The sequence below is a fragment of the Prosthecobacter sp. Pr1 genome, assembly GCF_057652315.1.
In genome coordinates, this window is record NZ_JBYFBS010000002.1 from 288841 (window position 1) to 314475 (window position 25635).

General features: G+C 60.6%; 32 protein-coding genes. 16 read left to right on the forward strand and 16 right to left on the reverse strand.

All coding sequences use genetic code 11. The annotated features are described in order from the left end of the window. Positions 1 to 80 precede the first annotated feature (80 nt). The 3 genes from rplQ to AC24GY_RS04010 form a co-directional block, all read right to left on the reverse strand. Positions 81 to 566 (reverse strand): 50S ribosomal protein L17, encoded by a 486-nt coding sequence (gene rplQ, locus AC24GY_RS04000; RefSeq protein WP_422315531.1) that lies wholly within the window; start codon positions 564 to 566, stop codon positions 81 to 83. A gap of 39 nt (positions 567 to 605) precedes the next feature. Beyond that, the gene (locus tag AC24GY_RS04005; RefSeq protein WP_487680487.1) at positions 606 to 1727 is read right to left on the reverse strand and encodes a DNA-directed RNA polymerase subunit alpha; all 1122 of its coding nucleotides are present in this window, start codon (positions 1725 to 1727) and stop codon (positions 606 to 608) included. 201 nt (positions 1728 to 1928) lie between these two features. Continuing rightward, positions 1929 to 3245 carry a Trx7/PDZ domain-containing (seleno)protein gene (locus AC24GY_RS04010; protein ID WP_487680489.1) on the reverse strand — a complete coding sequence of 439 codons (1317 nt, stop codon included), beginning with the start codon at positions 3243 to 3245 and terminating at the stop codon, positions 1929 to 1931. A 123-nt stretch (positions 3246 to 3368) separates the two neighbouring features. Here AC24GY_RS04010 and AC24GY_RS04015 point away from each other — a divergent pair, with 123 nt between their 5' ends. The 6 genes from AC24GY_RS04015 (at position 3369) to AC24GY_RS04040 (ending at position 8822) form a co-directional block, all read left to right on the forward strand. Continuing rightward, positions 3369 to 4439 carry a TFIIB-type zinc ribbon-containing protein gene (locus tag AC24GY_RS04015; RefSeq protein ID WP_487680491.1) on the forward strand — a complete coding sequence of 357 codons (1071 nt, stop codon included), beginning with the start codon at positions 3369 to 3371 and terminating at the stop codon, positions 4437 to 4439. A gap of 6 nt (positions 4440 to 4445) precedes the next feature. After that, positions 4446 to 5570: a sugar ABC transporter permease gene (locus AC24GY_RS04020; protein ID WP_487680493.1), complete on the forward strand. Its 1125-nt coding sequence runs from the start codon at positions 4446 to 4448 to the stop codon at positions 5568 to 5570. Positions 5571 to 5627: 57 nt separating this feature from the next. Then, complete coding sequence (locus AC24GY_RS04025; protein WP_487680495.1) at positions 5628 to 6524, forward strand: uracil-DNA glycosylase; 897 nt, start codon at positions 5628 to 5630, stop codon at positions 6522 to 6524. A gap of 15 nt (positions 6525 to 6539) precedes the next feature. Beyond that, positions 6540 to 7160, forward strand: coding sequence for a hypothetical protein (locus tag AC24GY_RS04030; RefSeq protein WP_487680497.1), 621 nt, complete (start codon positions 6540 to 6542; stop codon positions 7158 to 7160). Between the two features lie 41 nt (positions 7161 to 7201). Further along, on the forward strand, positions 7202 to 8425 hold the full coding sequence (locus tag AC24GY_RS04035; protein ID WP_487680499.1) for a molybdopterin-dependent oxidoreductase: 1224 nt from the start codon (positions 7202 to 7204) through the stop codon (positions 8423 to 8425). Between the two features lie 70 nt (positions 8426 to 8495). Beyond that, positions 8496 to 8822, forward strand: coding sequence for an H-type lectin domain-containing protein (locus tag AC24GY_RS04040; RefSeq protein WP_487680501.1), 327 nt, complete (start codon positions 8496 to 8498; stop codon positions 8820 to 8822). On the opposite strand, the gene AC24GY_RS04045 is transcribed toward AC24GY_RS04040, so the two are convergent. Beyond that, complete coding sequence (locus AC24GY_RS04045) at positions 8823 to 9620, reverse strand: phthiotriol/phenolphthiotriol dimycocerosates methyltransferase (RefSeq protein ID WP_487680503.1); 798 nt, start codon at positions 9618 to 9620, stop codon at positions 8823 to 8825. It lies immediately after the preceding gene. Positions 9621 to 9737: 117 nt separating this feature from the next. Between AC24GY_RS04045 and msrP the strand changes: the two genes are divergently transcribed. After that, positions 9738 to 10703 carry a protein-methionine-sulfoxide reductase catalytic subunit MsrP gene (gene msrP / locus AC24GY_RS04050; protein WP_487680505.1) on the forward strand — a complete coding sequence of 322 codons (966 nt, stop codon included), beginning with the start codon at positions 9738 to 9740 and terminating at the stop codon, positions 10701 to 10703. Positions 10704 to 10708: 5 nt separating this feature from the next. Then, on the forward strand, positions 10709 to 11326 hold the full coding sequence (locus AC24GY_RS04055) for a protein-methionine-sulfoxide reductase heme-binding subunit MsrQ (RefSeq protein ID WP_487680507.1): 618 nt from the start codon (positions 10709 to 10711) through the stop codon (positions 11324 to 11326). A 16-nt stretch (positions 11327 to 11342) separates the two neighbouring features. On the opposite strand, the gene AC24GY_RS04060 is transcribed toward AC24GY_RS04055, so the two are convergent. Then, a complete protein-coding gene (locus AC24GY_RS04060; RefSeq protein ID WP_487680509.1) occupies positions 11343 to 12089 on the reverse strand; it encodes a hypothetical protein in 747 nt (248 codons plus the stop codon). A 102-nt stretch (positions 12090 to 12191) separates the two neighbouring features. On the opposite strand from AC24GY_RS04060, the gene AC24GY_RS04065 reads away from it, so the two are divergent. Then, the gene (locus AC24GY_RS04065) at positions 12192 to 12533 is read left to right on the forward strand and encodes a zinc ribbon domain-containing protein YjdM (RefSeq protein ID WP_422315502.1); all 342 of its coding nucleotides are present in this window, start codon (positions 12192 to 12194) and stop codon (positions 12531 to 12533) included. Here the strand turns inward: AC24GY_RS04065 and AC24GY_RS04070 are convergent. Continuing rightward, positions 12530 to 13597, reverse strand: coding sequence for a fatty acid desaturase (locus AC24GY_RS04070; protein ID WP_487680511.1), 1068 nt, complete (start codon positions 13595 to 13597; stop codon positions 12530 to 12532). The two genes, AC24GY_RS04065 and AC24GY_RS04070, sit on opposite strands and share 4 nt — an antisense overlap. Before the next feature lie 210 nt (positions 13598 to 13807). On the opposite strand from AC24GY_RS04070, the gene AC24GY_RS04075 reads away from it, so the two are divergent. Next, complete coding sequence (locus AC24GY_RS04075) at positions 13808 to 14824, forward strand: methyltransferase (protein ID WP_487680513.1); 1017 nt, start codon at positions 13808 to 13810, stop codon at positions 14822 to 14824. A 6-nt stretch (positions 14825 to 14830) separates the two neighbouring features. Here the strand turns inward: AC24GY_RS04075 and AC24GY_RS04080 are convergent, their stop codons facing one another. After that, on the reverse strand, positions 14831 to 15289 hold the full coding sequence (locus AC24GY_RS04080; RefSeq protein ID WP_487680515.1) for a DUF5069 domain-containing protein: 459 nt from the start codon (positions 15287 to 15289) through the stop codon (positions 14831 to 14833). A 108-nt stretch (positions 15290 to 15397) separates the two neighbouring features. Between AC24GY_RS04080 and AC24GY_RS04085 the strand changes: the two genes are divergently transcribed. Genes AC24GY_RS04085 through AC24GY_RS04100 form a run of 4 tightly spaced genes read left to right on the forward strand, consistent with a single transcriptional unit; the run spans position 15398 to position 16783 of the window. Continuing rightward, the gene (locus AC24GY_RS04085) at positions 15398 to 15586 is read left to right on the forward strand and encodes a hypothetical protein (RefSeq protein ID WP_487680517.1); all 189 of its coding nucleotides are present in this window, start codon (positions 15398 to 15400) and stop codon (positions 15584 to 15586) included. 51 nt (positions 15587 to 15637) lie between these two features. Continuing rightward, entirely contained in the window at positions 15638 to 15847 is a 210-nt protein-coding gene (locus AC24GY_RS04090; protein WP_487680519.1) for a hypothetical protein, read from the forward strand. A 60-nt stretch (positions 15848 to 15907) separates the two neighbouring features. Further along, a complete protein-coding gene (locus tag AC24GY_RS04095) occupies positions 15908 to 16120 on the forward strand; it encodes a hypothetical protein (RefSeq protein WP_487680521.1) in 213 nt (70 codons plus the stop codon). Positions 16121 to 16132: 12 nt separating this feature from the next. Next, positions 16133 to 16783, forward strand: a complete 651-nt coding sequence (locus AC24GY_RS04100) for an SGNH/GDSL hydrolase family protein (protein WP_487680522.1) — start codon at positions 16133 to 16135, stop codon at positions 16781 to 16783. A 228-nt stretch (positions 16784 to 17011) separates the two neighbouring features. On the opposite strand, the gene AC24GY_RS04105 is transcribed toward AC24GY_RS04100, so the two are convergent. Then, the gene (locus AC24GY_RS04105) at positions 17012 to 17908 is read right to left on the reverse strand and encodes a class I SAM-dependent methyltransferase (RefSeq protein ID WP_487680524.1); all 897 of its coding nucleotides are present in this window, start codon (positions 17906 to 17908) and stop codon (positions 17012 to 17014) included. A gap of 239 nt (positions 17909 to 18147) precedes the next feature. Between AC24GY_RS04105 and AC24GY_RS04110 the strand changes: the two genes are divergently transcribed. After that, positions 18148 to 18786: an SMI1/KNR4 family protein gene (locus AC24GY_RS04110; RefSeq protein WP_487680526.1), complete on the forward strand. Its 639-nt coding sequence runs from the start codon at positions 18148 to 18150 to the stop codon at positions 18784 to 18786. A 306-nt stretch (positions 18787 to 19092) separates the two neighbouring features. Here AC24GY_RS04110 and AC24GY_RS04115 read toward each other — a convergent pair whose 3' ends face one another. Genes AC24GY_RS04115 through AC24GY_RS04140 form a run of 6 tightly spaced genes read right to left on the reverse strand, consistent with a single transcriptional unit; the run spans position 19093 to position 22536 of the window. Then, positions 19093 to 19554: a cupin domain-containing protein gene (locus AC24GY_RS04115; protein WP_487680528.1), complete on the reverse strand. Its 462-nt coding sequence runs from the start codon at positions 19552 to 19554 to the stop codon at positions 19093 to 19095. Continuing rightward, positions 19551 to 20639 (reverse strand): dual-specificity RNA methyltransferase RlmN, encoded by a 1089-nt coding sequence (gene rlmN / locus AC24GY_RS04120; protein WP_487680530.1) that lies wholly within the window; start codon positions 20637 to 20639, stop codon positions 19551 to 19553. Before rlmN ends, AC24GY_RS04115 begins: the two co-directional genes overlap by 4 nt. Then, positions 20636 to 20992 carry a TfoX/Sxy family protein gene (locus AC24GY_RS04125; protein WP_487680532.1) on the reverse strand — a complete coding sequence of 119 codons (357 nt, stop codon included), beginning with the start codon at positions 20990 to 20992 and terminating at the stop codon, positions 20636 to 20638. The genes rlmN and AC24GY_RS04125 overlap by 4 nt, the downstream gene beginning before the upstream one ends. A gap of 6 nt (positions 20993 to 20998) precedes the next feature. Continuing rightward, positions 20999 to 21613, reverse strand: a complete 615-nt coding sequence (locus AC24GY_RS04130) for a DNA-3-methyladenine glycosylase I (protein WP_422315476.1) — start codon at positions 21611 to 21613, stop codon at positions 20999 to 21001. A 6-nt stretch (positions 21614 to 21619) separates the two neighbouring features. Next, on the reverse strand, positions 21620 to 21907 hold the full coding sequence (locus AC24GY_RS04135) for a YciI family protein (protein ID WP_487680534.1): 288 nt from the start codon (positions 21905 to 21907) through the stop codon (positions 21620 to 21622). A 38-nt stretch (positions 21908 to 21945) separates the two neighbouring features. Continuing rightward, positions 21946 to 22536, reverse strand: coding sequence for a TetR/AcrR family transcriptional regulator (locus AC24GY_RS04140; protein WP_487680536.1), 591 nt, complete (start codon positions 22534 to 22536; stop codon positions 21946 to 21948). 159 nt (positions 22537 to 22695) lie between these two features. Here AC24GY_RS04140 and AC24GY_RS04145 point away from each other — a divergent pair, with 159 nt between their 5' ends. Next, a complete protein-coding gene (locus tag AC24GY_RS04145; protein ID WP_487680538.1) occupies positions 22696 to 23310 on the forward strand; it encodes a hypothetical protein in 615 nt (204 codons plus the stop codon). 14 nt (positions 23311 to 23324) lie between these two features. Here AC24GY_RS04145 and AC24GY_RS04150 read toward each other — a convergent pair whose 3' ends face one another. Together AC24GY_RS04150 and bamJ are read right to left on the reverse strand one after the other, a co-directional pair. Next, complete coding sequence (locus AC24GY_RS04150) at positions 23325 to 24068, reverse strand: hypothetical protein (protein WP_487680540.1); 744 nt, start codon at positions 24066 to 24068, stop codon at positions 23325 to 23327. Positions 24069 to 24411: 343 nt separating this feature from the next. Continuing rightward, positions 24412 to 24900 (reverse strand): BamJ family beta-barrel-assembly machinery protein, encoded by a 489-nt coding sequence (gene bamJ / locus AC24GY_RS04155; RefSeq protein ID WP_487680542.1) that lies wholly within the window; start codon positions 24898 to 24900, stop codon positions 24412 to 24414. Positions 24901 to 25635: the final 735 nt, after the last annotated feature.

Sequence of the window (25635 nt, forward strand, 5' to 3'; positions counted from 1 at the left end):
CAGCCGCACCAAGAGGGCACAAAAAACGCGGGAGTCTTGCGACTCCCGCGTTGGATGGTTTCTCGATGAGAGACGCCTGCTTATTCAGCAGCGGCGGCTTTCTTCTTCGGAGCTGCCTTCTTCTTGGCAGGAGCTTTGGCTGGCGCTGCTTCTTCGGCCACAGGCTCGGCTGCGACTTCAGGCTCAGGGGCTGCGGCGGCTTTTGGCACGTAGGCGTCCACCCACTCGATGTAGGCCATCGGAGCGGAGTCGCTGCGGCGCTGGCCGAGCTTGGTGATGCGGGTGTAGCCACCGACGCGGTCCTTGGAGGCCACGGCGATCTCTTCGAAGAGCTTCTTCACCATGTCTTTGTGACGGAGTGAGGAGAGGGCGGTGCGGCGAGCATGCAGGGTGCCGCGTTTGCCGAGGGTGACGAGCTTCTCTGCGTAAGGGCGGAGGGCTTTGGCCTTGGCCAGTGTGGTGCGAATCCGGCGGTGCTCGATGAGGGAGCAGGTGAGATTCATGAGCAGCGCGTCGCGATGATCCTGCTTGCGCTGAAGTTTGACGATTTTTCTTCCGTGTTTCATGTCCTAAATTGGTCTGTCTAAAATTCTGTCTGTGATTGATTACTCGTCTTCGTCGTCTGCGTCTGGCAGATGGCTGTCCACGAGCTTGGTGAAGTCGAGGGAGTCGGCTTCTTCATCGTCGTCGCCGATCATGCTGCTGCGGGCGAGGAGGGAGACACCGCCAGGGGTGGCCTCAAGCAGCGCTGGGTCGAACTTCATGCCGAGAGACAGACCAAGCTCTGCGAGCTTTTCCTTGATCTCGGTGAGGGACTTCTTGCCGAAGTTGCGGTAACGAAGCATTTCGCCTTCGGTCTTCATGGCCAGCTGGCCGACGCTTGTGATGTTGGCGTTGTTGAGGCAGTTGGCGGCGCGGACGGAGAGTTCGATCTCGTTGACGCTCATGTTCAGGAGCTTGCGCAGCTCGCTGTTTTCTTCACTCTGGGCTTCCGGTGCGGCTTCGAATTCGATGGCCTTGTCGTCATAGTTGACGAAGACGTCGAGGTGGTGGCGCAGGATGGCGGCAGACTGCAGGAGGGCGTCCTGCGGGGTGATGCGGCCGTCGGTCCAGATGTCGAGCACCAGCTTGTCATAGTCGGTGTTCTGACCGACGCGGGTGTTTTCCACGCCGTATTTCACGCGGGTGACAGGGCTGTAGATGGAGTCGATCGGGATGACGCCGATGGGGGTGTCAACGCGCTTGTTTTCTTCCCAGGTGGAGAAACCACGGCCGACGCGCACTTCGAATTCGCATTCGAACTTCGTTTTGCGGTCCAGCGTGCAGATCACGAGATCCTTGTTGATGACTTCGTAGTGGTTGTCGTCCTTGATGTCACCGGCGGTGACGGCGCCTTCCTTGTCAGCAAGGATGGAAAGCAGGCGGGGCTCCTTGGCATCGCTGTGATGCTTGAAGCGGACCTTCTTGAGGTTCAGGATGATCTGAACGACGTCTTCGAGCACGCCCGGGAGGGTGGTGAATTCGTGTTCCGCACCGCGGATTTTCACGGAGGTGATGGACGCGCCTTCAAGGGAGGAGAGGAGGACGCGGCGGAGGGAGTTGCCAATTGTGTGACCGTAACCTTTGTCGAAGGGTTCGGCAGTGAACTGGGCGTATGTTTCGGTTGCCGTGGCCTCGTTTTTCACAAGGCGGGAAGGCATCTCGAATCGGGCAAGACGTACTGACATAGGATTTGTGTTAACACTAACGGCCGGGTTACCTCCGGGCGAGAACCCTGCACATCTCGAAGAGAGGCAGGCGCGGAGACCAACGGCGAATGGATGACGACTCGCAGGGGGCGGGGAGTATGGAAGCCGGTCTTTAGAATGCAACCGGGAATTTTCAGGGGGAAAGGGGCCGGAAAAGCCCGGTGAAAGGGCTGATTCCGGCTACTGCTGCGGCAGATTCAGCTCCACCCGCTCCTGGCCCCGCAGCACGATGGCGGGGATTTTCTCTCCGGGAAGGTGGTGCAGGAGCAGATCGCCGATGAGGGCGCTTTCCGAGAGGCGCTGATTCTGGTCGCTGATCTGAATGAGGATGTCGTCCTTTTTAAATCCCGCTTTCTTGGCGGCCGCATGCTGGCCGAACTCGCCCACATGGAAGACGCGCAGGGCCATCTGGGTCTTGTCCAGGCCGAGGCTGGCGCGCTCCTCATCGGGAATGTCGTCCATTTTCATGCCGCCAAAGGCCATCGCCCGCATGGGCCAGGTGCCGACGCGCTTGCCGATGTCTGATTTCAAGCGCCAGCCGGCGGGGAGATCGAGGGTGACGGCGGTTTCCTTTCCGCCGCGCAGGACTGTGGCGGGGAGGGAACCTGAGTCGGGCGAGCGATGCAGCACCCAGCTCACATCGGCGATGGAGACGAGAGGCTGGCCATTGAGGCGGGTGAAAAGGTCACCCGTCTGGACTCCGGCGGCATTGGCGGCGGAGCCGTCTGCCACGGCCTCCACTTTGGCGACCTCGTCGGTGGCGAGGGTGATGCCGAGGGTCTCGATGGAGGGCTGCGGGTAAATCCACTCCACCGGCACGGGCTTGTTCTGGCCGCGGTAATAGGCCCGGAAGGCGTCGCCCACCATGTGGCAGTGGACGCAACTGGCCACGACCTTGCCGTTCCAGTCGAGCTTGCTCTGGTACTTGCCCGCGAGTGCGGGGAATTCGATGGGCGTCTGGTAAGGTGTGGCGCCGCCCTGCTTGCCACTGAGGGCGGCTTTGTTGGCCGGATAGCCTTGGTGAATGGCCAGGGCGGCTTCGAGCGCCTTTTTGAAGCCGGCGGTGGTTTTGTTCAGCGGGTCCTTTTGATGCAGCCAGGAGCCATAGCGGCCGTAGATGGTGCCGTCGCCATTGAAGAGGATCGCGGAGAAGGAGAGATCGTAGTCAAACTGGAAGCGGGAGAGGTCGAGCGCGTTGGCATTGATGATGCGCACGCAGACGAATTGATCGAGCAAGGGCACGAGTTCCTGCTCCTCCAGCACACTGGCGTCAATGCCGGCGCAGGACATGCAGGGCAGGCAGCGCAGCACCACGAGCAGCGGTTTGCCGGTGGTCTTGGCCAGACGGAAGCCGCCGTCCACGTCATTCCAGTTCCAGCGTGGATCGTTTTCCAGCCGGGCCTTGTCACCCCGCACCGCACCCTCACGGTCTTTGACGGTGGCGGCGGGTGCTGATAGAATCAGGAGCAGGACGGCGAGCAGCAGGAGTTGCTTCATGCCCGCATTCTGAGGAGTCGGCGGAGGCCAAGGCAAGCCGGGATTTATTTTCAGCCGGTTTTTGGAATGGACAGGCTTTGGTTTTCTCCGGTTAATCGGGCAGCTTTCACCCACGCGCCTTTTATGTCTGAAGTCACCGCCATCTCCAAGTTTGCCTGTCCCGCCTGTGGTGCCGAGGCAGTCTGGACGCCAGCGAAGCATGCCCTGGTCTGCCCGTATTGCGGCACGGTGTCTCCGGCGGAGCTGAAAAACGACGGCACCCTGGTGGAGGAAAATGACCTCGTGGCCATGCTGCGGGCCATTCCAGACGACCAGCGCGGCTGGGCGGCTGTGCGCAAAACGGTGAAGTGCCAGAGCTGCCATGCCATTTCCGTCTTTGATGAAAAGCGGGTGGCGCAGAACTGCGACTTCTGCGGCTCACCGGCCATCATCGCCGTGGATGACGTCGGCACGCCGATTCGGCCCGGCAGCCAGCTGCCGTTCAAGATTTCCGAAAGCCAGGTGCGGGAGGACATCCGCCGCTGGTATGCCAGCCACTTCTGGGCACCCAATGCCCTCGGGCAAAAGGCGATGACGGACACGCTGCATGGCATGTATCTGCCCTACTGGACCTTTGACGCGCATGCGGAATGCCCGTGGGAGGCGGAGGCAGGCTACTATTACTACACCACCGACAGCAAAGGGAACCGCACGCGGCATACCCGCTGGGAGTATGCGTCCGGCCATGTCAGCAGTGATTTTGATGATGTGCTCGTGCCTGCCTCGAAAGGCGTGCACACGGCACTGCTCGAAAAGCTGCAACCGTTTCCCACCACCACCGATCTGCTGCCCTATGACCCGGGGTATCTGTCCGGCTGGGTGGTGGAGCAGTATCAGATCGATCTCGTGCAGGCCGCGCAGGATTCACGTGACCGCATGGATAACATCCTGCGCAGCCAATGCACCGAGCAGATTCCCGGAGATACCAGCCGCAATCTGCAAATCTCCCCGGACTACAGCGCGCAAACCTTCAAGCATGTGCTGCTGCCGGTCTGGCTGCTGACTTACACCTATGGCACGAAGACTTATCAGGTCACCGTGAATGGAGCCACGGGCAAGATAGGTGGTGAATACCCGCTGAGCTGGGTGAAGATCACCATCGCGGTCATCATCGCCCTGATCATCCTTGGCATCTTTATGTCTTCGCAGAACTGAACCTGTGTGAACTTCCGCTTTCGAGAACTGCCCATCGCCATCGCCTTGCTCGCGATCTGTGCGTTCTTTGCCATCAAGGAGCCGGCGTTTCTGGGAGCGCGCAATTTGTCGATGCTTGTGACCGAGCTTTCGATCACCGCCACCCTGGCCATGGGCATGCTGCTCATTCTGCTGCCGGGGCACATTGATCTGTCCGCAGGCAGCGGGGTCGGTTTGCTGGGTGGCATCGCGAGTGTGCTGGTGTTTCATTATCACCTGCCGGCGCCTGCGGCGCTGGGGGTGGGATTTCTCTGCGGGGTTTTAATCTGGATGGCGATGGGGGCCTTCATTGTGTGCGAGCGCATGCCTGCCTTCATTGTCACGCTCGGAGCGCTGCTGATTTTCAAAGGTCTTTTCTGGCTGGTGATCGACAATGCCACCGTGCCGGTGGCACCGGGCGGACAGAGCAACCTGTACTCGCTGCTCACCACCTACTACCTGCCGGTGCAATTGGGCTGGCTGCTGGCAGCGGGGCTTGTGCTCGCGCTGGTGTTCACCACGCTGAGTGCGCGCAAACGCCGCCTGGAACATGGTTTTGCGGTGGAGGACAAGGAGATGGCCTTCATGCGCCTTTTCATCACCGCGCAGGCCATCGCGCTGTTTGTGCTCGTCACGGGGCAGTTTCGCGGCATTCCGCTGCCTTCACTCATACTTGGTGGGGTGACACTGATCGTGTACGCGGTGACGCAGCACACGGCGCTGGGCAGACACCTGTATGCCATCGGCGGCAGCGCGGAGGCGGCCCTGATTTCCGGGGTGCCGATGAAACGCAGCGTGATCGCCGCCTACAGCGGCATGGGGGCCATCGTGGCACTCACGGGCTTCATGCAGACGGCCTACGCTGGCTCATCCACAACCACCGTGGGAGATCTGATGGAGCTCGATGCGGTGGCGGCCTGTGTGATCGGCGGTGTCAGCTTGCGCGGAGGGCGTGGCAATGTGCTGGGAGTGCTGCTCGGTGCCCTCATCATCGCCTGCCTGCTCAATGGCATGACGCTGATGTCCGTGCCGCCGGAGCGGAAGTTCATCGCGCGCGGCGTGGTGCTGATTCTTGCGGTGTGGATGGACATGCGGCTCTCCCGGAAGCAATGACGAATGACGAAATCAGAATGACGAATGACTGAATCTCTGCATTCGTCATGCTTAAACATGTCCGCCGCCTCTCAACTCCTCAAACAGCACCTTCAGCAGCGCCAGATGCTGGGGAAGACGCACGTCGCGCTGCGTCCGGGGACGATGGACAGGCTGAGGGGAGTCGTGCGTGAGCCTGTCGTACGTGAACCCGTGGTGCGTGCGGCTCCCGCGCCTGAGCCGTCCCGATCTTTGGCTGCGGCACCTGCGCCTGCCGCGCGCATCCTGCGCGAGACGCCGCCGCCGGAAACGAAGAAGGCGGAACTGCTCGAAGTGGCGGGGGAGACGATCGAAGAAAAGCTCGCGGCATTGCGCGCGATGGCGGAGACGTGGGAGCCTGCGCTTTCCATGAGCAGCCTGCGCAAGACGATGGTCTTTGCCGTGGGGAGTCCGCTGGCATCGCTGATGTTTGTTGGTGAAGCCCCCGGAGCGGAGGAAGAAAAACTGCGCGAGCCTTTCGTGGGGCCGGCGGGGCAGAAACTTACCGCCATCATCAAGGCCATGGGGCTCGAACGCCGGAAGGTGTACATCAGCAACATCTGCAAATTTCGTCCTGCCATGGACAACCAGGGCAGTGGCAACCGCAAGCCCACCGCCGAGGAGATGCGCGCCTGCGTGCCCTTCGTCCTCACAGAAATTGATCTCATCAAGCCGCTGGTCATCGTGGCCCTGGGTGCCACGGCAGCAGAGGGGCTCGGCATTCCTGGTACGGTCGGCGGTTTGCGCGGAAAGTTTCACAGCACTGGCGGCATTCCGACCATGGTCACCTACCATCCTTCCTACCTGCTGCGGGAAGAGCAAACAGGCGACGGCATTCGTGCCAAGCGCGCCGTGTGGGAGGACATGCTCAAGGTCATGGAAAAGCTGGGCCTGCCCATCAGCGCGAAGCAGCGCGGGTATTTTCAGACGAAATAATCCGCTTCACAGCTTATGAACAGGAACCTTGTGCTGCTGCTGGCCTCGGGGGTGTTCTTTGCGCTGGTGTGGCTGAACTGGCAGCCAGCCAGACCCAAGCCTTCCGTGGTGGTTGAGAAGCCGGGCACTGTAAAGCCTGCTGCTCCTGCGGCGAGTGCGGAAACGGTTCCCAAAGAGGAAGAGCCGAAGCCCAAGCATTACCGGCCCAGGCAGGTGTCTGAAGCTGTGCGCCGCAAGGTGGATGACTTCATCCGCCGCTACAAAGACGTTCCGCCTGAGGAGATGGACAAGAGCGGAGAGCTGGCCCCGCTGATGAAGCGCTTTGAGCAATTGATGGACTCGCCCGAGTTTCAGAACGAGCTGGAAAAGCGCATGGAGGCTATCAAGGCCGCCAGAGGGCAGGAGCACGGCATGCTGAATATCGGATTTGGCAAACTCGGCGATGCTGAAAGCCGGGCCTGGCTGGAGGCGATGTTTTCTGACGATGCCGATCTGCTGCAGGAGTACTTCCTCAACAAGCTGGACGGGGCCATCTTTGAATTTGCCTTTGATCCCACCCTGGAAAACGCAGGCAACGGCGTCACGGTGAAAGGCGCTGCGCCTCCTGCGCCTGCGGCCAACAGGCTGCCAGATTGAGGGCTTGTCTTTCGCCAGTCGCCCGGGTTTAAATCACCGGCATGAAGGCCAGAGCAATCTCCCGTCGTGATTTATTCAAGCTTGGTACCGCAGGCGCTGCGGTGCTGACGACTCACGCGGAACTGCAGGCCGCAGGCAAGAAAGCAGGCCCCGTTTGTGAGGAAGGCGGCTGCTGCATCACGCCTTCGGGGGATTTTTACAATGTGGAGCGTGGCAATCCGCTGCCGTACAAACTGCCCATCGAGAAGCAGCGGGAGATCGGCATGGTGCGAGAGACGTGGCAGCTTGAAGTCATCGCTGATGCGGCAAGCAACGCGAAGATCGAGCGGCCCATGCTGCGCAGCGACGGCACGGCGCTGACGTTTGAGAAACTCATGGAGATCGCGAAGACGAAGGCGGTCAGTTATTTGAAGGTCATCACCTGCAACAACCTTTCCGATCCGCTGGGGCATGGTCTGTGGGAGGGCGTGCCGCTGCGCGATGTGCTGTGGCAGTGCGGGCCGGTAGAAAACCTGCGCCATGTCTGGTATCACGGCCACCACAACGAGGACCCGAAGCAGATCTTCAAATGCTACCTGCCGATAAACCGCGTCTTTGAAGATCCGCCGGGAGAGCTGCCGGTGATGCTCTGCTACAAGCTTAATGGCGAATTTCTCACCGGTGAGCGCGGCGGGCCGGTGCGCATGATTGTGCCGGAGGCCTATGGTTTCAAATCGGTGAAGTGGCTGCAGCGCATCGGCTTCACGAATGCGCATCAGTCCGACGACACCTACGCGAACGGCAACAACGACATCAACTCGTGGCTCAAGACCTTCGCGCGTTTTGGCGATTTGCCGGACAAACTCAGCGCGAAAGATGAACTGACACTGCATGGCAATGCGCAGGTGGGCATCTCAGGTCTCAAGGAGGTGCAGTACTGGCTGCGCAATGTGAATGAGCCGCTGCCTGCAAACGATCCGCATTTCACGCAGGCGCCGTGGCAGGAGGCGCAGATCGTGCCGTTTGATAGCAGCGGCATTGCAGGCTTCAAAGGAGCGCCGCTGCACCCGGTGCAGTTTGATCCGGTGACGCGCAAGCCGCGCCAGTGGCCGCTGCGACACACGCTGTGCCGCTGGACGGCCAAACCCATCAAGCTGGCGGCAGGGAAGTATGAACTGCGCTGCCGGACGATCGATGAAAACGGAATTGCGCAGCCGATGCCGCGTCCGTTTCCGAAGTCCGGGAAAAACAATATTCAGAAAGCGCTGCTGGAAGTGCTGGCGTGACGTCGCCTGATTTTCAGTGTGACAACAATGAGGGTGGTGTCCGGCCCGGATGCTGCTCTACTTTGGCCGCATGTATTCATCCACTGTTCCCTGGAAAGTCCTGTCGGCCAATGTCGGTGTCGGAATCCTCACTCCAGGCTGGACGCTTGACGTGGTTTATCCGGACTTTGCGGAACCAAGGAGTTTTGTTCTGGATGTCGTTTTTGATTCACCCTTTTCGACCATCCCTGTCGTGCATCTCGGCCTCACGGGTTTCGACATGGATCGGCGGGAAAGCTCGCGCATCACGGTGAAAGCAGTGAATGTCACGGAGTTCGGCTTTCAGGCGGTCATCTCCACGTGGGATGCATCAAGGGTGTTTTCCGTGGAGTTCAACTGGCTGGCCATCGGGGCCTGATCACGGCTTGCGAAAGCACCAGGAGCGGTAGGAGAGCTCGCCAGACTTCAGCGCCTCATACACACGCGCGCCCGGCAGTCCGGCGAAGTCGCGGCCCAGGGAGTGCAGAAACTTGGGCAGGCGCTGGCAGATGAGGGCCTCGCTGCGTGCGGCATTGGTTTCCATGCCACGCAGCACCTCGGGGCGGATGTCGCGGGTCTGCACGATATCGAGCGGTGATTGGGCGATGGCCTGCTCCCACTCGGCCCATTGATCGCGGAAGCGAAAGTCGGCGTAGAGGAAGTGACCGCCCGTTTTCAGCACGCGCGCGACTTTGGCCAGGAAGCCGGGGAAGTCGGGGTAGCAGTGTGAGGCTTCGACATTGATCACCGCATCAAACGTTTGCGGAGGGAAGGGGAGGGACTGCGCATCTCCCTGCACAAAGCGGAGGCCCGGCACCTGATGGCGCTTCTTGCAGAAGGCGATGCCGGTGGGATTGAGATCGAGCCCCGTGTAGCTGGCAGGATGCAGCGTGCGGGTGAGCCAGGCGGCGCCGCCGCCATGGCCGCAGCTCACCTCCAGCACGTTTTTGCCCTGCAGATCCACCTGCGTGGCCACGTGGTGGTAGAGCTGGATGCAGGCGCGATTCGGTTCGTCAGCGGGGTCGAGCTTCAAGCCCACGGGCGGATCGGTTTCAAAGGCGTAGTTCAAAAACAGCACTTCTTCGCTGCGCAACCGGCGTGTGAGGTAGGGATACCACAGCTGCCAGATGGCTTTGCGGACCGGGCCGATGGAGAAGAGGCGTTCGAGGAGGGACATGGAAGGGCAAAGCCTGCGAGATGATGGTGGCGGATGCAACTTGCCAGTTGGCATTCGTTGTGCGGGAATAGAACCGCCGCCTGCGCCTCACACCTGGAACTGCATGCTTTGTCAGCCATGAAAGATCGTTCCCACATTCCCTCCAGCGAGGTCACACCTGAGGAGACTTTTCTCAACCGGCGCTTCTTCATCAAGTCCGCCATCTGGGCGGGCTCCACACTGGCCACGGCGGGGCTGTACCGCACCTTCAGCCCACGGCCCGAAGTGGCGAATACGGGAGCCGCCATCGCCACGGTGGCGGAGCCTGCGTTGCAGACGGCTTTGGCGGCGGATGAGAAGGTGAACTCGTTCACCGACATCGCGGGCTACAACAACTACTACGAGTTTTCGACGGACAAATCCGAGGTGGCTGCGAAGGCGAAAAATTTTGTGACGGATCCGTGGAGCGTGCAGGTGGACGGGCTGGTGCAGAAGCCGCGCACCTTTGATCTGGCGGACCTGCTCAAGTTTGAATCCGTGGAGCGCACCTACCGTTTTCGCTGTGTGGAAGGATGGTCGATGGTCATCCCTTGGGTGGGGTTTCCGCTGTCCAAATTATTGAACCTGGTGGAACCGCTGAGTGCGGCGACGCATGTGGCGTTTGAGACTTATTATGACATCAAGCAGATGCCGGACTCACGCTATGCGGGCATTGATCTGCCCTATGTGGAAGGTCTGCGGCTGGATGAGGCCATGCACCCGCTGACGCTGCTGGCCACGGGACTGTATGGCAAGACGCTGCCGAATCAAAACGGTGCGCCGGTGCGGCTGGTGGTGCCGTGGAAGTATGGCTTCAAGAGCATCAAGTCGGTGGTAAAGATCACGCTGATGGACCGCGAGCCGCCCACCACCTGGAGTCTGGCCAATCCGGGGGAGTACGGTTTCTACTCCAATGTGAACCCCAAGGTGGATCACCCGCGCTGGTCGCAGGCGCATGAGCGGCGCATTGGCGAGATGGGATCGCGGCCCACGCTCATGTTCAACGGCTACGCGGAGCAGGTGGCGCATCTCTACAAGGGCATGGACCTCAGCGTGGATTTTTGACCTGTATGACCTTCAGCGCAGACACACGATTTCACCGGCAGCTCTTTGTCTTCAATGGCCTGCTGCCCGCCGTGCTCATCTTGATTGACGGCTGGCGCGGAAAGCTGGGGGCGAATCCAGTGGAGTTCGTCACGCGGGCCACGGGTGTGCTGACGCTGTTCTTCCTCATGCTCACGCTGCTGGTGACACCGCTGCGGAAAATCTATGGCTGGAACTGGCTGCTCAAGCAGCGCCGCCTGCTGGGACTGTATGCGTTCTTTTATGGACTCGCGCATCTGCTCACCTATCTGGCCTATGATCGTGACTGGCAGCTGGGAACCGTGGTGGGAGACGTGTACAAGCGGCCCTTCATTGCCATCGGCATGTTCAGCTTTCTGCTGATGGTGCCGCTGGCTGTCACCTCCACCAATGCGATGATCAAGAAGCTCGGAGGCCCGCGCTGGGCGCAGCTTCATCGCCTCACCTATTACATCACTATCGGTGGTGTGCTGCACTACTGGATCATCGTGAAGTCGGATGTGACTTATCCATTCTTCTTCGCGGTGGTGCTGGCGCTGTTGCTGGGATACCGCGTGGTGATGAGCATAAAAAAAGCGCGAGGTGCTGCACCCCGCGCTTCGTGAGATTTTTGGACTTTGCTTATTTCGCGGGAACGGCGTTCCAGACCTTGATGTCGTCAAACCAGCCGCTCTGGCCGGCGACGCCGAGTTCGATCTTGGACTTCGTTTCGTGACCAATGCCAGCGGACTTGAGGAAGGCGACGGCTTTGCCATCGATGCTCACGCGCATTTCATCGCCCACGGTTTCCACCACGACGGTGTATTCCTTGTTCTGCTCCAGCTTCACGGGGAAGGTGGCGCTCTTGCCGGCCATAAGCTTGTTCACTTCGTCCTTCTTGGCGGGGTCCTTGCGGAGTTCCTTGATGATCATGTTCTGGCTGCCTTCGCGCTCATCCATGATGGTCACCTTGTCGAGACGCACCTGGGCGCGGCAGAGGTGGCCGTAATGGGCGGCGGTGTATTTGCGGTCGTCGAATTCCACATCCATCATCGTGCAGCCGTCGAAGCGCATCTTCACCTCGATCACGGTGTCCTTGGTGGGGACTTCCAGGCCGTAGACGGCGGCATGCGCGGTGATGACGGACTTGCCATCCTTGGAGGGCTGGTCCTTCACGCGGGTCTGCGTGCCTTTGAGGGCGTTGTTTTCAAAGACGAAGGTGTCCACCACGCGGTGCCAGCGCTTGTCGTGCTCGCTGCCGTTCATGTCATCGGAGAAGAGCAGTTCCTTCTTTTCGGCGATGGGCTTGGAAGGGATCTTGGGAAGGTCAGCTGCAAAAGCCGCAGCACTGATGAGGAGGAAAGGGGCAAGGAGGGGGCGGATGTTCATGGGCGCAAGGTAACGAGTAAATTTGGCGAGTTCATGCGCTGAAATTGCCGAACTTAAGTCAGCACTTGAGTTTCATGCCCGCGAAGTGTTTGGTCATTGCCTATGAGCCAACCTGCCTGCCCGATGTGCGAGATGAATGATGTCCTGGACCACGCCGACCGCTATGAATGCATGACCTGCGGCCACGAGTGGCCGAAGGAGGCTGCGGCAGACGAGCCGGAAGCTGAACGCGTGGTGAAAGACGCCTACGGTGCGGTGCTCGCGGACGGTGACATCGTGGCGATGATCAAGGATCTGAAGCTCAAGGGCTCCAATGAAGTGCTCAAAGTCGGCACCAAATCCAAGCCCATCCGTCTGGTGGACGGCGACCACGAGATCTCCTGCAAGATGGACGGGATCGCGATCGGCCTGAAGGCCTGCTTTGTGAAGAAGGTCGTCAGCTAGGCGGCCGGCGCAGCAGCCGCTACATTCAGCTTGGGATTGATCACATGGCGCCACCATGGGGGCAGCAGCACCATGGCGATGGCCCAGAAGTAACCCACCGGAAGCTTGGGGGCCTCGGGCTCCGGGTCCAGGAGGTAGTACGGCTTCACCGCGATGTGGTGGTAGGAGTGGTGGCCGACGCGGTAGGTGATGTAGCTGGAGAAAAAGTGGTAGGTGTCCCAGGAGTGTTCCGGTCCGGTCTTTTCATATTCACCGTCCGTCTTTTGGCGCATGAGGCCGTAGTGCTGGATGTAATTGACCGACTCCAGAACGATGTGTGCGCCAAGAATGTGAGCCAGATAAAACAGCGTTCCGTTCGGTCCTGAAACCAGGAACAGGCCGGTCAGGAGCGCCACCTGGCCCAGGGCGTAGATGAGCATTTTGTTCTTCAGCAGGCCCTCACCATTGCAGCGGCGTGCCTCCATTTTCCAGCAACGGATCATGCTGCCGGGAATGGTGCGGAAGATGTAGGAGTAGATGCTTTCGTTCATCCAGGCGGTGTTCTCATCCTGATCCGTTCCGGCGTGGACGTGATGGCTGCGGATGTGAATGAGCTTGTAGTGTGGGTAGAACAAGAAGGTGGTGAGCAGCCGCTGCGTGATTTGATCGAGCGCGTCCTTCCCATGCAGCAGCTCATGCGCCGCGCCAAAACCAATGCCGCCCAGAAGGCTTGCTGAGGCGATCAGGATGCCAATTTCCATGGCATTGAAACGATCCAGGGACATGGCCAGCCAGACGACCGAGGCCATGTAGAACAAAGCGTAGAGGCGGGTGTTCCAGTGCAGCACGGCCAGATGTGCTGGGGTGAACTCGGACTTGTCAAAATGAGCGTCATCCTGCCAGCCGGTGATCCAGTCCAGCAAAGGCAGTGCGACCTGCAAAAAGACAATCGGCAGCAGCAGCCACCAGCCGCCGCCCCAAACACCCAAGGCCAGCATGACAAAGAGAGAATGGGGCAAAAGGCAGAAAAGGACGTGGCGGCTTACCGGCGGCTTGGTCTGGCTTTCAGGGGCGGGGGATTCCATGATGGCGTGATATATAAGGATGCGACTGAGCCTTGAATAGAACGGAACCAAGGCTGCAAGTTCACCTTCAGCATTTCTTGGACCCGGTCAGATAGGATGATGCGAGCGTGTGCCTTCCATGGCCACTAAAACTTTATTTAGCCGGGCGTTTTCGGGAGAAGATGGCGTTAGGGTGGCAGCCACGTTCTCTCTCGTATATTGTCTTTTATTATGTCTGAAATATCCTCAGCCCCCTCTCCCCAGCTCTTCTTTGAAACGATCAACGCCTTTCAGAAATCGGCGGCCTTGAAGGCCGCGATTGATCTGGGTTTGTTCGCCGCCATTGGCAATACTCCATCGACTGCTGCGGAGATCGCGACGCTCTGCCAGTGCCCGCAGCGCGGCATCCGCATCCTGGCGGACAACCTGACGATTCTCGGATTTCTCACGAAGGAGGGGGCGTCTTACACGCTCACGCCCTCTTCAGCGGTTTTCCTGGTGGAAAGTTCTCCTGCTTACATGGGAGATGCCGTGAAGTTTCTGTTCGCTCCCGGTCTGACGGAAGCCTTCACCGATCTCGCCTCCACCATTCGTCGCGGGCGGCTGCACACGACGGAGGAGGGCACCACGGCGGCGGATCATCCGGCCTGGGTGGAATTTGCCCGCGCCATGGGGCCGATGATGGCACCCACTTCGCAAGGGGCGGCGGAGCTCGTGCCGCTGGACCCAGCCCGCGACACCCGGGTGCTGGACATCTCAGCCAGTCATGGGGCCTATGGCATCGCCGTTGCGCTGAAGAATCCGCGTGCGCATCTCGTGGCGCTGGACTGGGAGTCCGTGCTGGCTGTGACGGAGGAAAACGCGCAGGCAGCGGGCATTGCGGACCGCTTCAGCAAGATCGTAGGCGATGCCTTCACCGTGGATCTCGGGAGCGACTACGATGTCGTGCTGGTGCCGAATTTCCTGCATCACTTCAATATCGAGGATTGCACGCGCTTTCTAAAACGTGCGCATGCAGCGCTGCGTCCGGGCGGGAAAGTGGTGATCGTGGAATTCGTGCCCAATGCAGATCGCGTCAGCCCGCCGCCCGCTGCGAGCTTCAGTCTCGTCATGCTCGGCACCACGCCGGAGGGCGATGCCTACACCTTCGCCGAGTATCAGCAGATGCTCACGGCGGCCGGCTTCCGCGATGCGGAGTTTCATCCGCTGCCGCCCACGGCGCAGAGCGCGGTGATCGCGATGGCGTGAGGAGAATCACTTCGCGCCAGGGACCAGCCGGCCTTCGTCGATCTCGATGTATTCAAACATGGTCTGCACCGTTCCGGGTGGCAGGCCGATTTCTTCGAGGCGTTCGTTCAGGCGCTGGGTGCCGGCATCGCGCCAGCCGCGCTTGGTCATGAAGGCGTTCCAGACTTCGATCTCCTGCTCGGTGGGCTGGCGGCCTGTCGCATAGGCCCAGGCCAGCAGGCTTTCATCGCTGCCGCCTTTGAGCGTTTCGGCTTCGAGTGCGGTGTAGTCGATCTTGAGGAACTCGCAGCAGCGCCAGTCAAAGCTGCCTTTCGCAGCGCCACGCATGGGCTGCCAGCCTTCGGGCAGCTTGCCTGCGGCGGTGAGGCGAATCTTGTCCAGCATGCGGCCGAAATAGACGAGGCCGTTCACTTGATCGAAAGGGCTGCGGAGTCCGGGAATGAGGGTGGGGTAGGGGAGTGCCATGATGCGGGAGCAAAGCACGGCCCGCGCAGGCCTTCAAGAAACGCCTGCGTGTGCGCAATGGCTTGAAGCGCGCATTGCAAATTGGGCTTTTTAAAAGTATCGGAAGGCATGCGCAGCCAAAAAGTCAGCAACCGAGCCCCCAGACCCTTCAAGACCAAGAATGATCGGTGGACGGGAGTCCGCGTCCCCAAGGTGATTTTCACCGCTCCCAAGCCCGCAGTGCCTGCTGTCAAAACCGACACTGCTGCCGAGAAGCCTGCGGACAAGCCTGCGGATAAGGCTGCTGATGGAAAATAAATCGTGGGGGAAGTGAGCGGCGCGATCTGCACGCAATTGCAGCGGGGTCGCATGCTACAGCTCATAGGTCCGCGCGTGCTGTGGGCCTGGTTCAAGTCCACCGTGGCAGGCCATCTGCCAGGGCGGATCAAGGGCGATCCGCTCCAGCTTCACGGGGCGTTTCTGCTGCATCATGGGCAGGTGATCAAAGGCCACACCTACCGCGATGCCTCGGACCGGCCGGACTACGTGAGGCTCGCGACGCCGTTACAGGCGGTGTGAGGTTTTGTATTCACGACCTTTTGGGTTGCCAGTTTGCGGTGGCTGCGGTGATCGTACTTCATGGCAACTCCTGAGAACGTCCAGATGGCAGCAAACTTCGGTCTCTTCATGCTCGCCGCCGGCGCGCTGGGACTGTTCAGCGGGACGACGCTGGGACGCGGTGGCATGGTGCGGCGTGCGGATGCACCGGGCACGTTTTACGCCACCTGCGGCTCTCATCTGGCGGTGGGGGCTTTTTGTTATTTCGGGCAGTATTTCGCGCGGACGGTTTAAAGTGAAGGCCTCATGCCACGCCTCCTCCTCATCCTTTTTTTCCTGAGCCTTGGGATCTTCGCTCAGAGTCCCACACCTCACACGGTGATCGTGTTTGGGGATTCCATCACCGCCGGCGGAGCCCTGCCCAAGGAGGAGCGCGGGCATCTCTGGGTGACGCAGGTGCAGCAGCAGTCGGCGGGAGCGCTGACGCTGATCAATGAAGGCAAAGGCGGGCGGCCGACGAGTTCGCTCAAAGAGTTTGAGGCGATGCTCACACTCCATGCGAAGGCAGACGCGCTCGTCATCGCGCTTGGCATGAATGATTCACGCGACATCACGCCGCCATGTGTGCCCAAGGCGGTGGCGAATGTGCGGTCGATGATTGTGAAAGCGCGTGCGGCTTATGGCGAGAAACTGCCGGTGCTGCTCGTGGGGCCCTCGAATATCAACAAGGCTGCGCTGGGGCCGACGAAGCCTATCGCTAAAGAACGCGAGGCCAAGCTGCGTGAACTCGGCGCTGCGTTTGAGAAGCTTGCGGTTGAAATGAAGTGCGAGTTTGTCAGCCTCTTCGGAGTCGTGCCCGATTCATCCCTGCTCAAAGATGGCGTGCATCCCGATGGTGCCGGGAATGACGCCATCGCGAAGGTGATGGGGGAGAAGTTGAAGGCGCTGGGCTGGTAGTGGCAAACAAAGTAGTCCTCTCGCTCCGCGAGAGCGCGACAGCGTCTTGGAGTGCGTGCGGCAAGCCTGGGCGCGACGCCGCCTTCGCGGGCCGGACGACAGGCTTAGGCCGAAGAACCTATTGAACCCCGCGAAAGCGGTGTCGTCGAGGCAAGGGTATTGCCCTTGCCGCTATGCCACCGCACTCCAAGACGCTCTCGCGCTGTTAGCAGATGGCACATTCTCCCATCACCGCAGCATCATCCACAGCGTGCTGGAGCCGTGGCCGGGTGGGAAGTCCATGGGGGTGCCGAGCTTGAGGTAGTCGGCGGTGCGGCGCTTGCCCTTCGCACACCAGCGGGCGCTACGCTCCAGGCTGGCGAGATCGAGCTTGGTGCAGTTTGTGGAAAGCAGGATGGCGCATTTCTGCGCAGCCACTTCCAGCGCGGCATCGAGCAGGTCTTCAATGTGATCCTCCACCTGCCAGCGGCGGCCGTTCTTGCTGCGGGAGAAGGTGGGCGGATCGAGGATGATGGCGTCAAAGCGCTCGCCGCGAACACAGAGCTGGGGCAGCAGCTCTGCGGCATCATCTGCCACAAAGCGGTGCTTTGTTTCTGCGATGCCATTGAGCGCGAGATTTTGTCTGCCGCGATCGAGCGATTTGCGGGACAGATCCACGCTCAGCGTCTCCGCGCCTGCGAGCGCGGCCACCAGCGAGAAGCTGCAGGTGTAGGCAAAAGTGTTGAGCACACGCTTGGGCTTCAGCGCGTGCAGCTTGGCGCGGTTGAGGCGCTGATCCAGAAACAGGCCGTGGCTGTAGCTGGCACCGATGTCGAGGCCGTAGCGAATGCCGGCTTCTGTGACCACCGTGGTGAGCGGCAGCGAGGCATCGCCGCTGTGCAGCACGGGCGAGACGCGGTCGGCGTTCTTCAAAGGCAGGAAGCGGTGGAAGACGCGCGCGGGCTGCCAGCCGGAATTCGTGCACCACGTGGCCAGCCCGGCGGCCAGTAAATCACGGGCGTCGTCGCTCTTGTAGGAAAGGATCACGTCATCTCCCAGACGCTCCACCCAGCCGCCGGGGCCTGAGGCGAGTCGATGCGCGTTGGTGCCTGCGGCTTCGATCGTTTTGCACTGGGCGGGAGTCATCCATGTCACGGATGGAGAGGCAGGACGTGGGTCGGGGGGAAGGTTCACTGCCTCACTCCTGCCGCAGGAAGGGCGGCGAGGCAATCAGAGTCGGCTGCAGACTCTCCAGGCCTTTTTGCCGGTGTCTCCAGCCTTCCATCTTGCCAAAACCTTTGCCCTTGTGGCATATAGGCCCTGGCTCTGCACAGGTGCGCAGAATCGAACCATGTTTGTCCAATGAGCACCAAACGACTTTCAAAATGGACGCAGATCAGCTCATAGCAGGCAGTGTTGAAAAGCTGAATTCACAGGGCCGGCAACTGACGACCGGCCTCCTGTCCGCGACGGGAGGATTCATCAAGCTGGACATACCACCGCCGGTCAGTGTGACTGAATGGGCTGCAACTGCCGAGTTGATGGGACTGACTCCGCCACCGTTTATCACCCGATTATACACCGAAGTCGGTGGCGGGCGGGTCGGCCCATTCTATGGAACCTTGTCAGCCGATGATTCTGAGACTGGCCTGGCAAGAACCTATCGGGGCCGTGTGGACATGAACAAGCGCTATCCGTCCTGGTTTTGGCCGCCCTCTCTGCTTCCCCTTCTTGATGCCGGTTGCGGAATTCTTCACTGTGTTGACTGCACCAGCAGCGATCTTCAGGTCATCCGTTATGATCCCAATGTGTATGAGCAGCGACCCAAGGATATGGGGCGGTGTTTTACGACCGGCTTGTTCAGTCTTTATGATGTCTGGAACTCATGGCTGACCGAAATGCCACTGCCCGATAAGACCAGGATGCCTTGGACCGCCTACGCTGGTTTGGTGCCTGAAGGCAAGCGTCTTCAGAATCGACGGCGGAGGCCAGGCGAGAAAGATCAACTCACCATGGACTTTTAGCTGCGGCCTCATCACTCGGTTAAGAGCATGCATCGCTGAATTTGACACCGCGAGCAGAAAGATTCCAGGAGCGCGGACCTCCTGAGTCCGCAGCAGGTTGCTCGCGCAGAAGGGGACCTTTTCGGCCCGGCGTATGGAAACCAGGATGATGCTGGAGGCTGCGATGCTGAAGGAATGTGCGGAGGCTTGGATGCACGCGGAGTGCTGCGGACTGGAAGTCCGCGCTCCAAGGGCGCTTTGGCATGCGGCGCTCCATCTCACGACGACAGGCCTTAACCGAGTGCACTTCATGCCTGGTATTTTATATCACACCGTTGGCGGCCACTGCGCGCCTGCGAGTTCCTTGGGCAGTTGCTTGGGATCGGTGGGATATATGAGCGAGAGGTCGGGCTTGGTCGTGGCACCGGGGAGAAATTCGGTTTCCTCGGGTGCGCCGATGATGAGCCAGAGCACTTCTTCGGCGGTGTCGTTAAACACCTGGCGCAGTTGATCCGGGCCGACATGGACGCCGCCATGCTTGGGCACGGTGAGTGTTTCATCGCCCACGCGTATGCGGCCCGTTCCTTCGAGGACGAAATAAAACTCCTCGGCGCGGAGGTGCTTGTGCAGGGTGTTCGCGCTCATGGGCGGCATGCGCCAGAGGCGTGCGCCCATGTTTTCGCTGCCAGTGCGCTCCAGAAAATCCGCGTTCGGGATGCGCATGAGATTCGACAGACGCCAGGTGAGATCATCCGGCGTGATGAGATGGAAGCCTTGCACGGGGTTCATGAGCTTGCAGAAGTATGCGCCGCCTCGCGCTTCCGCAACTGCCCGCAGGCGGCATCGATGTCCGGCCCACGTGCGCGGCGGAGATGGGCCACGGTGCCATGGGCGCGGAGTTCGGTGAGGAATGCTTCCGTTTGCTCCAGGCTGCTCGGCGCATAGGTGCGGCCACGCAGGCTGAGGCCGGTGGCATTGTAGCGCAGCAAATTCACATGCATGCGCCGTCCATCCAGCAGACGCGACAGATCGCGGGCCTGCGCGAGGGAATCGTTCACGCCATCCAGCAGGCAGTACTGAATGGTGGTGATGCGGCCGCTGCTGGCCTGGTAGCGGTCCACGGCGGCGAGCACGTCCTGCACATCAAAGCGTTTGCCCATCGGCAGCAGGTCGGCACGCGTGGCGTCATCCGGCGCGTGCAGAGACAGCGCGAGATGCACGCCGAGATCCGCCTCGCGCAGTTCATCAATGCCGGGCACGATGCCCACGGTGGAGATGGTGATCTGCCGCCAGCCAAACGCACCGAGCGTGGGCGCGGCGATGCGCTGCACGGCGGCGAGCACGTTTTTGAGATTCAGCATCGGCTCGCCCATGCCCATGAAGACGATGGTGCGCAGCGTGCGGCCGGCGGCGCGTGCCTCGCGGCGCAGGTGGATGAACTGCTCCACGATTTCGCCGGAGGTGAGATTGCGCTCAAAGCCGGTCTGCGTGGTGGCGCAGAAGTCACAGCCCATGGCGCAGCCCACCTGGCTGGAGATGCAGCCCGCTGCACGGTCCGGGTGGAAGTCCGGCATCAGCACGGACTCCACGGTGCGGCCGTCATGCAGGCGCAGCAGGAGCTTGGCCGTACCATCTTCAGACACCTGCCGCATGGCGAGGCTGGCGGCGGCGGTGGGAAAGGCGGTATTGAGCTGCTCCTCCAGCTTCTCGGGCCAGAGGAAATCGGTGCGCGTTTTCGGCGGCTGCGCAGCCAGCAGACTGCGGATCACGCGTGGGGCGTGCGCGGTGTTGAAGCCGTGGTCTTGCATCCACGTGCCCAGCTCCTCGGCAGAGAGGTCGGGCAGGGCGCGTGCGATGATGGCGCGGGTGCTCATTTCGATGAAGGGGCGCGTTTTTTCGAGGCCTTGGCCTTGGGATTGAAAGCGAGCGCGAGGTCCACCCAATGACGCAGATCCTGCTCGGATTCGTAGCCTTCCGGATGCACAAAGACATAGCCCTTCATGGGCCTGCCGGTGAAGTCCATCGGCCTGCAGCCAGGGCGTTTCAGAGACTCGGCCTCCACGGCAGGATCCAGCCGCACCATGAGGCGTGCCTGCGTCACGCCGAGGCACATCTTGTCATTCACCATGAAGCACAGCCCGCCCATCATCGACTTCGTAGTGAAGCGAAGGCGTCGGGCGGTGAGCAGATCGGTGATGCGATCCGCAAGTGAAGTGTCGTAAGGCATGGAGGCTCAGCTATGGGGACGGCGGAAGACTTTGCGAGCCTTTTCCACCTTGGCGCGGATGAAGCAACCTTCCGCGTGGTCATTGATGAGACCCATCGCCTGCATGAAGGCATACACCGTCGTCGGGCCGACGAATTTCCAGCCGCGCTTTTTCAGCTCCTTGGAAAGCGCGACGGATGCCGCCGAGGTGGACGCGGTCTGCGGTTCTGCGAGTGTCCGGGCATCCGGCTCATAGCGCCAGACAAAGGCGGCGAGGGAGCCTTCCTGCTTCACCAGCTCCTGCGCACGCCGTGCGTTGTTGATGACGGCCTCGATCTTGCCGCGATGGCGGATGATGCCAGCGTCTTGAAGCAGGAGCGCCACGTCCTTCTCCGTGAAGCGTGCCACGCGGTCGAAATCAAAGTCATGGAAGGCACGGCGGAAATTTTCGCGTTTCGCGAGGATGGTGCGCCAGCTCAGTCCGGACTGGAATCCCTCCAGGCAGAGCTTTTCAAATAGCCGGTGGTCATCCGCCACGGGGAAGCCCCACTCGGTGTCGTGGTAGGCGGGGAATTCCGGTGCGGAGGCGCACCAGTGGCAGCGTTGTTTGCCATCGTCGGTGGAGGTGTGGGTCAGGCTCATGGAGGTTCAGGAGACGAGAAATTGCAGACGCTCATCAGCCATGCCGGGATCGAGCTCGTGGATCTCAGCGGTCACGATGCCCTCGGCGACAAAGGGATCTTCGTTCACGCGCTGCTGCAGTGCGGCGTGCGTGGTCTGGTGCGCGAGGAGGCCGCCACCGAGACCGGGCTCAAGACTGCCCGCCAGCAGGAAGACGCCTTCGGCGAAGCTGCGTTTGAGCCAGGCCTTGTGACCGTCCATGAACTGGCCGGCCTGGCTTTTCCTGTCCGTGAACTTGAGGAAGACGATGAACATGAGAGTGGAGTGAGGTGTGGGGTTTGAAGAGGGAAAGATCAGCGTTTGCTGCGGCGGGCGGGCCGCGTGCCCAGGCCGGCGAGCCACGCATGCACACGATGCACTTCCGCGCGGATGAAGGACTCATCGTGGAAGGCCTGCGCCAGAGTGGCGGTGCCCTGGCTCCAGGCCAGCAGGTGCATCGCATGCGCCCTGGATTCGCCGCCGCAGCCGAGTTGCTCAAACTGGCGTTTCAACCAGTCACGGAAGAGGCCGAAGATCTTGTTCGCATGCGCGAGCGCGGCGTGCTCCAGCTTGGCCAGCTCCGTGCAGAGCGTGCCCACCGGGCAGCCGTGGAGCAGGATCCTTGCGCGGTTCATGATGAGGATGTTGATGAAGCTGCTGATGCGCTCCGCCGCAGTGCAGCCTTCGGCCTCCCACTGCTCCAGCATGCCGCGTGTGCGCCGCAGCCGCAGGTCGATCACGGCTTCCAGAATGTCGTCCCGCGTCTTGAAGTGGAAGGTCAGATTTCCGCGCGTGATCTGCACCTCCGCCGCGATGTCCGCGACGGACGTGTATTCGAAGCCCTTCTGGTAAAACAGACGGTCTGCGGTTTCGATGATCCGGTCTCGTGTGGTCGGGGCGCTCATGCGGGCCTTATGCCGCCGAATTAGGACAAATGTCCTAATGTGTCAAGCGCGTGATCCGGCTGCAATTTCCTCGCATGCCCCGCGTTTTCGCCCTCATGACCACGCCTCTTCGTCTTGCCGCCCTGTGTTTTGCCTTTACTTGCACCGTCCTGCCATCCCATGTCCCATGCCCAGACGGGAGATGCGGAATACAAGCCGGAGCTGTTTCAGAATTTGAAGCTGGTGTACTCGGACAACTTTGACGGCCCGCTGAACACGGAGTTTTGGGAGGTGCGGCAGAGCACCACGTGGGCGGTGAAGGACGGCGTGCTCACCGGCAGCCCTTCGTCCAAGGAGTTTCAGGACAAGAAGAAGGCCAGCGCCGATCCCTCCCACGCGGGGCTGAAGCCCGTCATCTGGCTCAAGAAGGTGCCGGAGAATTTCGTCTGCGCCATGCGGGTGCGCTATGATGCCACGACCTACCAGAAAGGCTTTCCGCTCTTCGATCTGGGTCACCACATCCACACCCTGAGCTTCAGCGAGAAGGCCACGACACTGGCGATCAAAAAGAAGGTGGAGACCCTGCCCGTGGCGGAGCCGCTCTTTGCGCTGAACCAATGGCATGACGTGGTCATCGAGCTGAAGAAAGGCACCCTCCTTCTCAAGATCGACGGCAAGAAGCATGTCTTTGAAAGCAAGAACATCGACATGACCGGCCAGGCGCAGATCGACTTCAAAGCCGTCGATTTCGGCACCTGCCAGATCGATTCCATCAAGCTGTGGGAGGGGAAGTGAGGGGCGCTTTCTCCTCATTGTTCCCGGCGCAGTCGCTCGAGTTCTTTCTTCAAAGGCTGCCAGTAGGCCTGGTCTTGAAGTCGTTCCTGCCTTTCTTCGTCTTCCAGCGCTGCTGACAGAGCCTGTTCATCTCCTGCTATGGCATGTTGGATCAATGCGCGTGATTCCGTGGCAGCCTTGGCGAGGGCCGGATGTGATTGGGCAAGATCACACAGCAATGTCGTGGTGCGCAGTTCTTGAAACCAAAAGGCGAGTTGTTCAGGGGTCGGTGTGGATTGATTGGCAAAGTAGTTTGCCTCCACCAACCGACGAATCATGGGCCAGTCTTTGTCACGTTGGGTTTTTTTTGCCCGGACGAGATCCGGTAGTGAAAGCAGATCACACAGGGTGCCATCGTCCATTTCCAAGGTGGTGCGCCGATCCCAAAGCGCGCTGAAATCAGCGACTCCTCGCATACGAGACATGATGTCAACCCGCATCCCGGCCGCATCGGGGTGGCGGCAGCGAAAGTGAACTGCATGTCCAGCATCAAGATGGTGAAGCAGGAACGGGGGCACAGCGATGACTTCGGCATCCAAGGCCGCGAGAGCAGTCAGGAGTCGCTCGGCGTTCGCCTCGCTCGCGAGGATGGCGAGATCCGTATCGCGGCTAAACTCCGCTGCGCCGTATAACACGCAGGCCTGGCCGCCCATCAGCAGGCACTGGACGTGGTGCTCGCGCATCGAAGAAAGGACTTTGCGTATCGGGTTCGGGATCAAGGGTGCCTCCTAGTGAGAGATAGGTCTGCCACAACCGCGTTGTCTCTGTCCAGCGTTGAGCCGGAGTAAGCCGATACCATTCGGCCCACTCGTCGCCCACCAGTTCTTCTGCGCTGATCATCACAGGCAATTTAGGCTGCAATCGTCACTCTTCAAGCCGCACGCTTCAGCTTCTCACCTCAGAGGGAAGCGCGCCAGCTGGCCTCGCTTTTGCCGACGAATGCATGAGCTCGCGGTTTTGTGACACTGGCTGAAACAATCTATCCAGTTCCTCATGCAGAGTCGCGAAGCAACGGGGCAGCTTTTGGAAAAAACCGAAACAAGGCCAGCCGGGCCTGCCTGACTACACGCCTGCGCCGTGCACCTGAATCAGATGCACCTGGAAGATGAGGTCGCTGTTGGCCGGAATGTCGCCCATGGACTGGGGGCCGTAGCCCAGATTGGCGGGGATGTAGAGCAGCCACTGGTCGCCGGGCTTCATGAGCTGCAGCGCCTCTGTCCAGCCGGGGATCACCTGGTTCACGCCAAAGGTGGCGGGGGCACCGCGCTCGTAGGAGCTGTCAAACACGGTGCCATTGGTCAGCGTGCCCTTGTAGTGCACCGTGGCGGAGTCATACAGCGTGGGAGAGCGCCCGTCTGCAGGCCCGGACGCCAGCACCTTGTAGCGCAGCCCGCTCGGGGTGGAGATCATGCCATCGGTGGATGGCGTACCGCTGATGGCCGGAGTGGCGGCGGATGGTGAAGCAGGCTCGGACTTCTTGCCGCTCTCGCAGCTGGTCATGAGAAGCAGGAGTGCGGCGGACAGGGTGAAGGACAATGAAGAGCGTTTCATGGTGACTGCGGTGGGTAGGGTGGTGCGGAGGCGTCGATTGGGATGGGCCCCGTGGTGGCGGAAGATGTGGGCGGGAAACGGCCCACGCGCAACCGGGATGCGTGGTGCTGCAATGAGCTGCGAGCAGGGGAATGGCGGAGGGCTGGGTGAGTGGCGAGATGCTTGGTGGCCTCGCGGCATGGCGTTTTGCGAAACGGATTTCTGGAAAGCGAGCGTGGCGACGCTCGCGGCGGCTTGAGGACAAGCCGCCCTACCTCGCGCTGGGCGCTCTCATATCCAGCGCAGGTAGGGCTGGCTGTCCTCAGCCAGCCGCCGTCGGAGCCCACGATCTTCGAGCAAGAAGCAGCCTGCTAAACGGAAATGAGTTTTGCGAAGCGCTGCAACCCGCTTGGGGGAGGGTTCAGTCAGTTGTGTCAGTTCTGTCAGTGCGTTTTGAAAGAGGGAGCCTTTTTTTCATCGCTCCAGGTGAAGAATTGCATGCCCCAAGTTGCCTTGTGGCTGTGCAACAACGTTCGGCTCCGCATCATCCATGCTTCTTAGGAAACCTCATGCGCCTTGCGGTTGCGGCGCGCCTCCTTGTTCCACAGGAACAGGGCAGCTTTGTCAGACGCTGCCCCCAACCGAGGGGTTTTGGAGGTTTCGGAGGTTTTGGAGGCTCATTTAAAAAGGGGGAGTGTTTTTTACACGTGGGGATTCCCGTAGTGGCATGACTCAAGGGGTCCTGAATGACGTGCC